Genomic DNA, 13511 nt, shown 5'->3' with positions numbered 1-13511 from the left:
ACTCAACTAAATGAATTCTCTGATGAATTATAATAATAATAATAAGCATAAAGGAGATTTATATCATTCCCAGCCATCACATAAGGCTTCAACTGAAGAAAAAAGTAAATCATTGGTAAAATTAACCCGAAGAAAACTGCTTCATGCCTTAGGCCTTAGCCCTATTGGGCTTGGTGCATTTGCTTTAGCTTGTACCAGTAGCAGTACTTCAGAAAATAAAGATAAAGTCCCAATTCTACGGTTTGCCTATTTGACCGACATGCATATTGAACCTGGTTTAGGGGCCGAAGAAGGCGTAAAAAAATGCATCAGTCATATTCTCAACAAAGAAGAACCGGTGGATTTTTTTATCAATGGAGGTGATCTGATCATGGATGCTTTGGACAAAAGTGAAGGTGAAACTGAAGCACAATGGGCGATTTGGCGGAAAATAAAAGCGGAATTTCCTGATCTTAACTTTTACCACTGCATAGGAAATCACGATGTCTGGGGCAGAACACCCCATGAAGAAAAATTTCCAGGCAAGGCATGGGCGATGAAAGAACATGGATTGGAAAAACCCTATTATTCTTTTGAATCAAAAGGCTGGCATTTTATCGTATTGGACAGTACCCACCAAAAAGAAGATGGAACTTGGTACACTGCCAAACTAGACACCGTTCAAAGAGAATGGTTGGAGAAGTCTCTTCAAAATATTCCTGCCGACAAACCTGTTTTGATCATCTCCCATATTCCAATTTTGGGGGCTACACCCTTTTTGGATGGAGACAATGCAAAAACAGGAAATTGGATTGTACCGGGAGCATGGATGCATATTGATGCCAAGTCCCTGATCAATCTGTTTTTCCAACACAAAAATGTCAAAGCTTGCATAAGCGGACATATACATCTCGTAGAATCTTTGATTTACCAAAATGTGCACTACCATTGCTGCGGAGCCGTTTCGGGAAATTGGTGGAATGATGAACCCTATGAAGGCACCAATAAGGGTTATGGACTATTTGAACTTTTTGCAGATGGAAATCATACCTTTAAGTATGTTGAATATGAGAAACACACCTAATTATTGAATGTCTAGTAAAACCACATTTGTATTCCTTAATTATGGAATAAATTCCGTTCATATATTTTAAACGGTCCAAATATTACCCAAAGGCTTACCTTTGGAAGATATGAAAAAATTATTTCTTGTCTTACTTTCCGTGCTTGGGACAAATTTACTCCAAGCACAAAGTAATATCTCAGGAATTATAAAAGATTATACTAATAATGAGGCGATTGAATTCGTATCCATTGGTGTATATTCAAGTAATGACAGTTCATTGGTAGGAGGAAACATCACTGATCCTGAAGGGAAGTTTGAGGTAGGCAATATAAGGGAAGGAAACTATTACCTTGCTGTGAGTTTTCTTGGTTACAAAACCCAAATTGTTGCTGGAATTTTTATTAAAGAAAATGAAAAAAGAAAGCTAGAAACCATTTTTCTATATCCGGACTTTCAAAACCTACAAACAGTTGATATTCAAGGGCAGCGGATATCTACAAATTTCAGAGCGGAAAAACAAAGCTTCTCTGCAGAAAGCTTTGAATCTGCCATAGGGGGTTCAGCCACTGATATTCTTCGAAATCTTCCTGGTGTAAGTATCAATGGAGAAGGTCAATTAACAATACGCGGAAATGTAGGATTTGTGGTGATGATTAATGGCCGGCCAGTCCAAGGGGATCCTATGATGATTATTGGCCAACTTCCGGCCAACGCGGTCGAAAAAATTGAGTGGATTTCATCACCTTCTGCACAGTATGACTCAGAAGGAAAGGCAGGAATCATCAACATTACCACTGTAAAAGGAAGCACGGATGGCCTTTATCTTGAAGTAAATGGACGTTATGGCCTGCCTTCAATTGAAAATTACGGGAATGCAGCCTCCCCAAAGCGTTATGGTACTGATTTTAACCTCAATTTTGTCAAAGGCAAATGGGATATCTCCTTAGGAGCAGGATACCTAAGAAATGACCAAGCAGGCCTTAGAGATGGGAATGTCATTACTTATAGAGGTGACAGCTCCACACATTTTCCATCTATAGGTGAAAGAAGTATCAATGAAATAAATAATTCCGGAAGATTTACCCTAGGATATAATCCAGATAAAAAAAACAGTCTGAACTTGGGCTTTTATGCAGGTGTAAGGGACAGGGTCAGAACTGCTGATATTCTGTACTTTGACAACCACCGGCAAATCAATGGGGTCCGTACAGAACCCTTTCAATACTTTAACGCCAATGACCAAAGCAGGCGGGGAGATTTTATATTGGGAAGTTTGGATTACAGTTTTAAGTTTGATTCCCAAGCTTCGATCACTTCTTCTTTCTTATATGAATACACCATTCTTGGTGGACCTACCATCAACAGGAACCTAGGTTATCCCAACCTCGGTTTGGTTTACCAGGATGAATACAATACCAATAACAATCCCCTTAATGGGGTGAGATGGAATTTGGATTATAAGTTCAAGCCATTGCCCATTGGACAATTACAAGCCGGCTATCAATTCCGATTCCTCAACCATGTGGGAGATTTTTTGTATGAAAGAAAAAACAATGAAACCGGTAATTTTGAATTAGTCCCTGAGTTTTCGAGTGAGGTTAAACTAAATCGTCTTATTCATTCAGGATTTGTACAATTGGACAAAAGTCTCAAAAAATGGAGCTATGGGGCAGGTGTTAGAATGGAATTGATGAACAGGGATTTCAGGTTACAGGACCGAACTGGGACTCTAGACACCCTTTATGAATACGACTATATCCGCCCCTTTTTCTCGGGCAACATTTCGTACCAAGCAAGAGAAGACCTCAAATGGTTTATGAATTTAAGCCAGAGGGTGGAAAGGGAAACCACCTTTAAAATGAACCCCTTTCCGGAAAGGGAACACAGTGAAACTTTGGAACAAGGAGATCCAAATGTTCTCCCTGAATTCATCAATCAGATCGAAGGAGGCTTGGTGAAAAACTGGAAGGATAACAACCTCTATCTCACAGCGTATTACACACAGATAAATAATTTAGTTAACCGTGTAAATACCGTATTCAACGATACCATCCTCAATAGAATCTATTCTAATGTGGGAACAGGAAGTTCTATGGGTTTAGAAATGGGAAATGAGCTTTTTATCAGTTCAAAATGGAAAGCCTATCTTGGAGGAAATGTTTACCGCTTCTCCATTAAGGGAGAATTCGATGACCTACCTGTAAATCAGTCAGCTTGGGTTTATTCTTTCAATCTCAACACTACTGTATCCATTCTAAGTACATTAAGTGCTCAATTTACCTTCAATTATCTATCCAGCCGGGTTACAGCACAGGGGAATGATTCCAGGTTTTACCAACCATCACTTAACATCAGAAAATCATTGATAAATGAGCGGTTAACATTGAATTTGCTTTGGCAAAACATGGATATGGGTCTGTTAAAATCCAATGAGCAAAGAATTACTACTTTCCGCCCCATGGAATTCTTTACCACTACCAATTACATTTATGAGGTAGACATGCTTATCATCAACCTAAGGTATACCCTTAATAGTAGCAAAAACCGCTCAAAATTTGTAAAAAGCGAATTTGGAGAAAAGGAATTCTAGAATTTCTAATATGAATGACCGCTTTCTTACCAGTAGAATCTTCCCAATAAAATAAACCTACAATTTCGAGCCAATATCAATGAATATCTTGTCCGCTGAGGTGGATCCAATATCTATTAATATCAGGTTGATTCAGGACCCATTTTAAACTGGTTATTGGTCTAATTGCGGATATTCATAATTTCTAATTTTAATTCCTAACAAAGCAGATGATAATCTATCCTGAAATTTTTGTAGTGCATAAAGAATAACTATGAGTTCTTTCTGCAAAAATTCTCTTTGAAATATTCAAATAACGCGCGTTCCGGAATATAAATCATAGGCAGCCACTAAGAGTTGATTTTCAGGCGAACTCCCATAACGGGGATAGGATTGAATTTCACTCCGGTCTTCTGCAAAAAAAGGAAGGTACATCCCATCCAATTCATCCCATATGACCAGCAAATAGGCATAGGGTATTTTTCTAGAGCGGCCATTTTCTAGCCATTCATCAAAAAGTGATTCATCAAGTGGCTTTGGATAATTTGGACCTTCGAACATCTTTTTTCATTTTTTCCCCAAAGATAGATGTGTCCCCTTGCTGTACAAAATCAAAGAATAGTACTGTTGATTTTTATTTTCGTGAAGCCTTTGAAGTATCCTTGATAATTTCCAAGTCCTGTTTAATTTTAACAAGAATTCCTTCCAGGCTGTATGAAGTACTTTAGATTTCTTTCATTGCTTACCTTAAGTCAACTTGGCAGGTTTTTAAATAAAACCAAATTTGATTTTCTAAAATAATATTTTTTGAAGTAAACGCTTATGTGTAATAAAGGACTATGTTAAAATTCGATGCAATAGTAATTGGATCTGGCCCCTCTGGTGGTATGGCCGCTTACGAAATGGCAAAAGCCGGTCTGAAAGTGGCCATCCTGGAAAAGGAAAATCTGCCAAGGTACAAAACCTGTGGCGGAGGTTTAGTTTTCAGAGGAAGGGAAATGCTTCCTTTCAATCTGGAAACGGCTATTGAAAAAGAATTTTCAGACATTCATGTCTATTTTTCTCAATTGGATCAGGTTTATGTTTCAAAGAGAAACTTTCCCATCATCAGTATGGTAATGCGGGATAAACTGGATCAGTTGATCTGTCAAGAAGCTATAAAAAATGGAGCTGTGCTACTTGAAAAAAATATGCTTCAAAAAATAGAATTTCAGGAAGAAATTATCCTTCAAACTGATAAACAAACTCTCCAAACAAAGTATGTGGTGGCAGCTGACGGTGCTTTGGGGCCCACTGCAAAATTGGCGGGATGGAAAGAGACCAGAGCATTGATACCAGCTTTGGAATATGAGGTTGAAGTCGGTCCAGAGGATTTCGATAAACTCAAAAATGAGGCAAGGTTTGATATAGATGCCATTCCTCATGGATATGGTTGGTGTTTTCCTAAAGCAAACCACCTGTCCATTGGAATCGCTACCTTTAAGAAGGATCGGGTAAACTTGAGGGACTATTACCAACAATATGTTAGAAAATTGGGCATTAGACTGGTAATTTCCGAGGAAGCACATGGCTTTCAAATTCCCGTAGGATTCAGATCTGACAAATTCGTCAGCCGCAATGTATTTCTCACTGGCGATGCAGCAGGTTTTGCTGATCCATTGACTGCTGAAGGCATCACCAATGGGATTCATTCCGGAATATTGGCCGGGAAGGCGATTGCCCAACATTTTGAAGATCCTCTGATCGCAGAAAGTGATTATTTATCTGCTTTGGAAGAAAGGATATTACCAGAGCTTAGGTTCAATGGAAAACTCTCAAGATTTTTCTATTCCTATGCTTCCATCAGGAATTTTATGATAAAAAAAGAAGGCCAAAAATTCTGTGAGATACTTACCGACCTGTTTACAGGAAAAATCAGCCTGAATGAAGAGCTCAAACAAAAGGCAATTCGCAAACTGGGCTTGGAAAAAATAGTGAAATTGTAATTCAGCTTGGGCAATTTAACTGACTGCAAGCTCAATTCAACAAAATGATAAGAACTGAACCACCTATCATGATAAGTGATCCAACGATCTTTTTGACAAAATGCCCTTCCTGAAAAAAACGGTAACCAAAAAAGACAGTCACCAAAATTGAACCCTGAAATAAAGCAAGTGCGGGCCCAACCTGCATATGACTAAAGGTATAATTAGTGGATACCACCATTATTGCTATAGAGATAATAAGCCAAAAATATTTCAGTATAGAGTACTGATTGATTTTCCGGAATTCCTTTTGAATATCCACCTTAAATAGTACCAAAACAGGGAATGAAAAAAGTGCACCAAAAATGCACCAACTGGCAAAAGCTAAAGTAAGGTTGGAATGGAGGATTACTTGTTTATCGAAAACTGCCTGTGTTCCTGTCAATATCAAAGCCATGAAACGATAAATGATTGCCTCTTGACGTAGCAAGTTCCAAGAAAATTTACCCCTTGAGTCATTCAAGACAAAATAACTTCCAGCTATAATTAGAGTTACTCCTGAGAAGCCCCAAATACTTGGAATTTCACCCATCAATAAATAAGCTATGATTATCCCCACTACGGATTTATAGGAATTGATAGGCCCTAAAACAGACAACTGCCCCATTTCCAAAGCCTTAATCAAAAATCCATTTCCAAAAGCACCACATATCCCACCAAAAATGGCATAAGCCCAAAATCCTGAGGATAATTCCATCACTGGGTAATCCCAAACCAAAATAATACTTATGACAGCAAGGCAGGAATAGGAAATAAAATTTACAAAAAAAGGATGCTGATATACCGTAAGTTTTTTCTGGACGACATTAGAAATCGGATTGGAAATTATCCGAATCAAAATTGCCAATATTAAAAGTGTGCCCGTTCCCATATCCATTCAAATTTAGGAACCAAAAGGACTTTTCTATAAAGAAAAAAGAAAAGTGCCTTCGCTTCTTTAAACTACCAACAATAGTCAAAGGAATGCGGAGGCACTTAAATTTGATTAGAATTTGAAAGCGGACCGTTATTTATAGATCAGATCAAATCTGTCTAGGTTCATTACTTTGGCCCAAGCTGCAGCAAAATCCTTTACAAATTTTTCTTTGTTATCTTCCTGAGCATAAACTTCAGACAATGCTCTCAGTTCGGAGTGAGAGCCGAAGATCAAGTCAGCGCGGGTGGCAGTATATTTCAATGCACCTGTCTTTCTATCTCTTCCTTCAAACTTCTCTTTGGTTTCATCAGCAGCTTTCCACTCTGTGCTCATATCCAAAAGGTTTACAAAGAAATCATTCGTCAACATGTCTTTCTTATCAGTAAAGATGCCATGCTTAGAACCATCATAGTTGGCATGCAAAGCCCTCATTCCACCTACCAAGACGGTCATTTCAGGAGCGGTAAGGGTCAGCAACTGCGCTTTATCCACCAATAGTTCTTCAGTAGACACCGTATATTGCTTTTTCAAGTAGTTACGGAAACCATCAGCCATTGGCTCAAGCAATGCAAAGGAAACCTCATCTGTTTGTTCTTGGCTGGCGTCCATTCTGCCAGGTGTAAATGGAACATTTACTTTATACCCTGCATTGGCAGCTGCTTTTTCTACTGCAGCAGTTCCTCCCAATACAATCAGATCAGCCATGGAAACTTTCTTATTCCTTGACTTTGCATTGAAATCCTTCTGGATTTTCTCGTATGCTGCCAATACTTTGTTCAATTGTGCAGGATTGTTAACCTCCCAGTTTCTCTGAGGAGCCAACATGATTCTGGCACCATTGGCACCCCCTCTTCTATCAGAACCTCTATAAGTTGAAGCGGATGCCCACGCGGTAGAGACCATTTCAGAAAGAGACAAACCAGAGTTTAAAAGCTGAGTTTTCAATGCAGCGATATCCTGAGCATTTACCAATTCATGGTTCACAACCGGAATAGGATCTTGCCAGATCAAATCTTCTTTAGGCGCTTCAGGTCCAATATAGGTAGATCTTGGCCCCATATCCCTATGCGTCAACTTGAACCAAGCTTTAGCAAATGCCTTGTTAAACTCCTCTGGATTTTCGTAAAATCTCCTGGAGATTTTCTCGTAAACTGGATCAACTCTTAAGGATAGGTCAGTAGTCAACATTGTTGGCTTATGCTTCACATTTGGATCAAAAGCATCCGGATACAATACCTTAGGGTCTTTGGCTACCCACTGATGGGCACCTGCAGGGCTCTTGGTAAGCTCCCACTCATGCTCAAATAAACTCTTGAAATATCCTTGGCTCCACTCATTAGGTGTCAAAGTCCATATTACCTCAAGACCTGAGGTGATGGCATCGGCGCCTTTACCTGATTTGTAGGAGCTCTTCCATCCAAAACCTTGTTCTTCAATAGGTGCGGCTTCTGGCTCTGGGCCTACATGGCTGGCAGGGCCAGCTCCATGGGTTTTACCCAAAGTATGACCACCGGCGATCAAGGCCACAGTTTCTTCGTCATTCATACCCATTCTACCAAAAGTTTCTCTGATATCTTTTGCTGCCAAAAGCGGATCAGGATTACCATTTGGACCTTCTGGGTTGACATAAATAAGACCCATTTGAACAGCAGCCAAAGGATTTTCCAATTCCCTATCTCCTGAATAACGCTTGGCATCACTTAGCCACTCACCTTCAGCACCCCAATAAACATCAATCTCAGGTTCCCATACGTCCTCTCTACCACCAGCAAATCCATATGTCTCAAAGCCAGCTGCTTCCAAAGCCACATTACCGGCAAGGATCATCAAGTCAGCCCAGGAGATTTTGTTACCATATTTCTGCTTGATAGGCCATAATAATCTTCTTGCTTTGTCCAAATTGGCATTGTCAGGCCAGCTGTTCAATGGTGCAAAACGCTGCTGTCCCGCACGTGAACCTCCTCGGCCATCACCTGTACGATAGGTACCGGCACTGTGCCAAGCCATACGGATCATCAGACCTCCATAATAGCCATGGTCAGCAGGCCACCAGTCTTGAGAATCGGACATCAAGGTACGGAGGTCAGCCTTAAGTGCTTCATAATCCAAACTTTTGAATGCTTCAATGTAATTGAAATCTGCACCCATCGGGTTGGAAAGGGAGGAATTCTGACGTAAAATCCCCAGATTCAATTGGTTGGGCCACCAATCAATATTCCCTGTAGCCTTCATTGCACTACTACTCTTTTTAGTAGCACCGGACCAACCGTCCACATGAGCTTCTTTGTAGCTTTCCTGTGCATTTACACACCAAACCAAGGCAAAAGACAGGAAGCTGATTAGCATAAATTTTCTCATATATATTTTATTTTGTATTTAATGGATGATCAGATTGAAAGACAAATTTAATTTCTCAATCCGGGCTAATGAAATCGATTTTTTCGATACCTATTTGATAAAATCAATTGGAGCAGGAAGCTTTTTTCCAGATTGGCATCAGAAACCAATGGTAGAAAATGCCCCTACTGGCAATCAAGAAACCTGAAAATTAGTGCTTTAAATTTGGGCCTGACTTAAGGCAGACACTTCAGTGGCTTAGGGAGGTAATATTTACCAAATTAAGGTTTTATCTGAGAAAAATAAAAAATGACTGGGCCAAAATCATTTATTTGGCCCAGATTAAAATTCTGCAATAGCTGAACTCAATTGTTTACTTTTTTCGCTGCGCTGCCATCCATTCCATAATAGTGACAGGACGGCCATTGACCATTACCGGCGAACCATCAAAATCTGTCCTGGCCAGATTGGCATGGCTGTAAATCCAGGACCAATGGGCATTGTAGCGGTAATTTTCCCCTCCATAAAATCCAGTAATATCCGTGACATGGTCATAGAAAGTAAAGTAAACATTTTTTGCCCCTCCGGCCTTCAACCTATGGTATAACGGAAGCACCGTCTGATCTGCCACTGTGGTGGGATCTTCCTTGGCATGGATAAACCACAGGGGTACGTTTTTGATCTTTTGGATCTGTGCATCAGTAATGAACTCATTGCTGTAAGCCAAAGCACTGATATAGGCCGCAGCAAAAAAATCCGGTTGCTCCAAGATCAGTTTGAGGGCCATATAGCCCCCATTTGAACAACCGCCCACATAGATTCTTTTGGGATCAATATTGGGATTTTTGGACACAAAATCCTTTATCAAGTTAAAAAGTGCCTCATTGTACACATCATTGTCTTTTCCTCTGGTCATCCCTTCAGCAGCCTGCATCCAAAAGGTTGGGGCTTGGGGAGCCAAAACATAAGCTCCACCAAAAAGTAACTGGATTTCAGGTGAGGCGTAGTTCGCTGCTCTGTTGCCAAGCAAGGCAACTGTGGGATCATATCCTCCTTCACCCCCTCCATGGAGCCAGATGATCAATGGCACCTTCCCTTTGATAGTGGATGGGGTGAAAGCCGCATAGGACATGGACTGGTTGTTACCATAAGTAAATTTTCCCCTAAGATCAAAATCATCCACCAAAGGCATGATCTTGCCCACAGGATTGTTCCAAACCTGACCGGATTTGGTATGAATGACGGTTAAACCGTAATCTACCCAATAGTTCCCTCCCCTGTTGTTGATCCTGGTATATTGGAAGGGTGAACTCAGTGGCATAACAGGGCTCACAGATAGCACCAAGGTAATATGCTTTCCTTCTTCACGCCTGTTGCCATTTTCATCAGACACATAGGCATAGACCACCGAACGCATTCCAGAGGCATTTTCCGCAGGAATTTCCACTCCCTCCAATGACCTTTTGGCAAATACCTGGTAATGGGCCACATGGGCTTCCTTGGTATTTTCCGGTAAGGAAAGAATGACTTTATTGACTGCTGGCCCCCAATCAAAACCTTCTACTACCCAGCGGTAGTCCCCTCCTGTGGAAGGCGCATCATTGGGCAGAGAAGCAAAAACCGGATGAATCCAAAGGCCAAGGCCGGAAATCAGCAAGATCAAGAAGTGTAATTTTTTCATTTTGGGTGTGAGTTTGGTCTTTGAAAATTAAGATTTGCCCGGGATTTACGGAACATTTATTACAAGAATGGAAATAAATGCCAAATAATCTATTTGAAGTTAATGAAGGACTTATAACCTGTCAATGCCGTTCCCTCCAAATGTTATGATGATTAAGTTATTGACTACTTTCAGACTGATTTTTTAAAATAAAAACTCAGACCCTTAACTTCAGAAATAAAATTCCGAAAAAGAGTCTGAGCTAATTTTAATAGATTGGTTAATTCAAATGAAAATTAGTCTCACTTAGGCACCCCTACATAGTACAGGTCAAAGCCTCCCTTACCTCCCGGTCGGTCGGAAGAGAATATCATAAGGTTATTTTGAAACATTTCTGATGGGGAAATAATAGGCCTGTATTCGTCAAACTCAGAATTAATAGGATGCCCAAAGTTAACAGGACTAGACCAGCCCTCTGCTGTTTTCTTGGCATAATAAAGGTCATACCCTCCCAATCCACCAGGTCTGTCCGAAGCAAATACAAGCTTATCTCCCAACACAAAAGGCATATGGTCATTGGATGAAGTATTGATAGATAGCTTCCTGATTTCCTTGGGTGCGGCATCGGCCAGAAATTCCAAAGGTGTCATTCCTGTTGGAATGTCCATCTCATAAATATCAAATTGACCATCCTTATCCGAACTAAAGAGTATTTTTTCAGGAATTCCGTCTCCGTTCAAATTTCCCTTGATAAATTCCTTCCCATAAAAACAGGGATACATTTCATTGGAGGAATCTTCTTTCACACGAAAGTATGGGAGGGTATTGGAATTTAATGAAATTACAGGCTTTTGAGGTAATGCAGTAATTGAATGTACTCCTTCATAATTACGAGAAAATAATAAAATCATATTATCTTTTGCTTCTTGATAACTATAAGGCCCCTTTTCATCAGAGGGAGATGCTGTACTTTCTGCTAACCTTTTTATACTGGTATATTTAGCAGTTTGAAAATTTGGACTCAATTCTCTTACCGCAAATATACCCTCCTTTTGATCCCAGGAAAAAGCAATATTGAAAGTCAATAGATTAAAATCATTGCCAAATGGTCCAGGTCTATTGGTTGAAAAAACAAATTCAATCCTATCTTCAAAAAAATGGGCATTTGAATTGATATCATCTGAGGAAGAGTTTATAAAATCAAGGTTTACTGGCGTCACAGAAAATGAACCTTCAGGATATTTGATTCTATCGCAACTGGCAAATAGAATAACTATTATTAATAAAATGTGATTTTTCATCGGATACCGATTATCATTCTTAAATTATTGTTGTAATTGGAATTAGATCCATTGGGTTGAAACATACCAGAAGCATACCAAGCATTTGCCCCACTATTCCAGCCCCAATTCATATAAAACCATGAATAATGCCACTCTACGCAGCCATCTGTATCACAATTGTAAGATTTATAATTATGTCTCCTATATCCATCACTTGTCCATATGTGCCATTCTGTAAAAACATTATCATAACCATAAAAAATAGCTGGATAACCTTGAGAAAATTCATTTCTTAACAAATTAGGATTAAATGTTGAAACACTTCCATTAGATTGCATCCCCATAGCTGTAAGGGCAGGTCTAATACTTGATGGCAAAGTCATACCATTACAAGTTCCTAAAAAGTAAAAATCAGTATTTGCTGAAATTGCTACTGAAAGCATCAGTCCGATAACAAAGCATTTAAATAATAAATGTTTGTTTTTTTGTTTGTTTTTTTGTTTGTTTTTTTGTTTGTTTTTTTGTTTGTTTTTTTGTTTGTTTTTTTGTTTGTTTTTTTGTTTGTTTTCATAGTGCATTATTTAACTATTTCAACATAAACTATAACTTTTAAATAACCAACTAAAAAATAAAATTTTTAACGCTGTATTAAATGGCATCAGGCCTTAATTGAAACATCATAAGGCACAAAATAAAAAGAGTTTCTTTTTATGCTAAGTAAGCTTAATTTTAACCACAATCCACAAGATCCCGAAAAACCATGAGCAAAACTTACCTTACCCTTTGTATTTCTTTAACCCTCTTCCTTTGCATCCATTTTCTTTCTTTTTCCCAAAAACTCCCGGAGGCCAATGAACCCTTCAAAATAGGGATGGCAGGATATACTTACCATAAATTTGACCTGGACAGGACTTTGGAAGACCTGGCCACCAATCAGGTCAAATACCTCTGCATCAAGGATTTTCATTTGCCATTCAACAGCTCAGAACAGGAAATCGCCGCTTTCCACCAAAAACTGGCCGAAAAGGGGGTGACCGGCTATGCGGTAGGCCCTATCTACATGAGAAGCAAAGAGGATGTGGACAATGCTTTTGACTATGCAAAAAGAGTTGGGGTAAAACTGATCGTAGGGGTACCTAATACCGAACTCCTCCCCTACATCAATGAAAAAGTAAAGGCCTATGATTTCAAATATGCAATTCATATGCACGGACCTGATATAGCCCTTTATCCGGATGCCGATGATATCTGGTCCCATATCAAGGACTTGGACACAAGAATGGGCATGTGTCTGGATATAGGCCATACGGCACGAAACGGAAAAGACCCTGTAGCCGATCTGGAGAAATACAAGGACCGAATATTTGACATGCACATCAAAGATGTCACAGCCGCCACCAAGGAAGGGAAATCTATAGAAATCGGAAGAGGCATCCTAGATATCCCTGCCTTTGTACAGATGCTGAGAAAAACAGGTTATTCCGGGGTGTGCAGCCTCGAACATGAACGTAATTTTGACAATCCCTTCTCCGGAATCGCTGAATCCATCGGATATTTCCGGGGCGTGATTGTGGCAACAAAAAAATAGTTTGTTGCAAATAATTGCTCACATTAAATCTGGTTTACTGATTAATCCCTAATCTTAAAAAATTTTCAATGCAAATCCTCCGCCCTTGG

The 13511-nt window shown here is 39.5% G+C and carries 10 protein-coding genes; 4 read left to right on the top strand and 6 right to left on the bottom strand.

Annotation, left to right across the window (positions count from 1 at the left end; translation table 11 throughout):
• Positions 1–22 precede the first annotated feature (22 nt).
• Together CLV48_RS11810 and CLV48_RS11805 are read left to right on the top strand one after the other, a co-directional pair.
• Positions 23–1063: a metallophosphoesterase family protein gene (locus CLV48_RS11810; RefSeq protein ID WP_106567663.1), complete on the top strand. Its 1041-nt coding sequence runs from the start codon at positions 23–25 to the stop codon at positions 1061–1063.
• Between the two features lie 109 nt (positions 1064–1172).
• The gene (locus CLV48_RS11805; RefSeq protein ID WP_106567495.1) at positions 1173–3635 is read left to right on the top strand and encodes a TonB-dependent receptor; all 2463 of its coding nucleotides are present in this window, start codon (positions 1173–1175) and stop codon (positions 3633–3635) included.
• Between the two features lie 288 nt (positions 3636–3923).
• Here CLV48_RS11805 and CLV48_RS11800 read toward each other — a convergent pair whose 3' ends face one another.
• A complete protein-coding gene (locus CLV48_RS11800) occupies positions 3924–4175 on the bottom strand; it encodes a hypothetical protein (protein WP_106567494.1) in 252 nt (83 codons plus the stop codon).
• A gap of 278 nt (positions 4176–4453) precedes the next feature.
• Between CLV48_RS11800 and CLV48_RS11795 the strand changes: the two genes are divergently transcribed.
• Positions 4454–5599, top strand: coding sequence for a geranylgeranyl reductase family protein (locus CLV48_RS11795; RefSeq protein ID WP_106567493.1), 1146 nt, complete (start codon positions 4454–4456; stop codon positions 5597–5599).
• Positions 5600–5630: 31 nt separating this feature from the next.
• Here CLV48_RS11795 and CLV48_RS11790 read toward each other — a convergent pair whose 3' ends face one another.
• The 5 genes from CLV48_RS11790 to CLV48_RS11770 all read right to left on the bottom strand — a co-directional run bounded on the left by CLV48_RS11790 (position 5631) and on the right by CLV48_RS11770 (position 12412).
• Positions 5631–6509 (bottom strand): DMT family transporter, encoded by an 879-nt coding sequence (locus CLV48_RS11790; protein WP_106567662.1) that lies wholly within the window; start codon positions 6507–6509, stop codon positions 5631–5633.
• 135 nt (positions 6510–6644) lie between these two features.
• Positions 6645–8912 (bottom strand): catalase/peroxidase HPI, encoded by a 2268-nt coding sequence (gene katG / locus CLV48_RS11785; RefSeq protein ID WP_106567492.1) that lies wholly within the window; start codon positions 8910–8912, stop codon positions 6645–6647.
• A gap of 352 nt (positions 8913–9264) precedes the next feature.
• Positions 9265–10572 (bottom strand): prolyl oligopeptidase family serine peptidase, encoded by a 1308-nt coding sequence (locus CLV48_RS11780; RefSeq protein WP_106567491.1) that lies wholly within the window; start codon positions 10570–10572, stop codon positions 9265–9267.
• A 281-nt stretch (positions 10573–10853) separates the two neighbouring features.
• Positions 10854–11852 carry a TolB family protein gene (locus CLV48_RS11775; protein ID WP_106567490.1) on the bottom strand — a complete coding sequence of 333 codons (999 nt, stop codon included), beginning with the start codon at positions 11850–11852 and terminating at the stop codon, positions 10854–10856.
• Entirely contained in the window at positions 11849–12412 is a 564-nt protein-coding gene (locus CLV48_RS11770; RefSeq protein WP_106567489.1) for a C10 family peptidase, read from the bottom strand. Before CLV48_RS11770 ends, CLV48_RS11775 begins: the two co-directional genes overlap by 4 nt.
• A gap of 182 nt (positions 12413–12594) precedes the next feature.
• Between CLV48_RS11770 and CLV48_RS11765 the strand changes: the two genes are divergently transcribed.
• The gene (locus tag CLV48_RS11765) at positions 12595–13422 is read left to right on the top strand and encodes a sugar phosphate isomerase/epimerase family protein (RefSeq protein ID WP_106567488.1); all 828 of its coding nucleotides are present in this window, start codon (positions 12595–12597) and stop codon (positions 13420–13422) included.
• Positions 13423–13511 lie beyond the last annotated feature (89 nt).

The organism is Cecembia rubra, from assembly GCF_003014575.1.
GTDB classification, from domain to species: Bacteria; Bacteroidota; Bacteroidia; order Cytophagales; family Cyclobacteriaceae; genus Cecembia_A; species Cecembia_A rubra.
The sequence above is the reverse complement of the archived record's forward strand: the minus strand, read 5'-3'. Positions and strand labels throughout refer to the sequence as shown.